Annotated in this window: 1 protein-coding gene; it reads right to left on the bottom strand. The window is 30.1% G+C overall.

The genetic code is table 11. The features are described 5' to 3' along the window. On the bottom strand, nt 1–158 hold a 158-nt coding region (locus V6255_RS19015), incomplete at its 3' end, for an ATP-dependent Clp protease adaptor ClpS (RefSeq protein ID WP_341629489.1). Nucleotides 159–209: the final 51 nt, after the last annotated feature.

A 209-nucleotide genomic window follows, 5' to 3' on the forward strand; every position in this document is an offset into this window, starting at 1 on the left:
CGAAAAAAACGATGCAGCACATCAATAACAAAATCCATTGGTGAATAATAATAATTATGTAATAAAACGTTATACATAGATGGCGGCACTAATTTTGTATCTAGGGATTCGATTGTTTCCGATTCATTTCCCGTTTTTGGAGAATTTTCATCACTCATTTTTTAGTTTAGTCTTCATTAATAAAGTTACTGAAATTGTTCGCTTAATGT

This window comes from Psychromonas arctica (assembly GCF_038155225.1).
Classification (GTDB): domain Bacteria; phylum Pseudomonadota; class Gammaproteobacteria; order Enterobacterales; family Psychromonadaceae; genus Psychromonas; species Psychromonas arctica_B.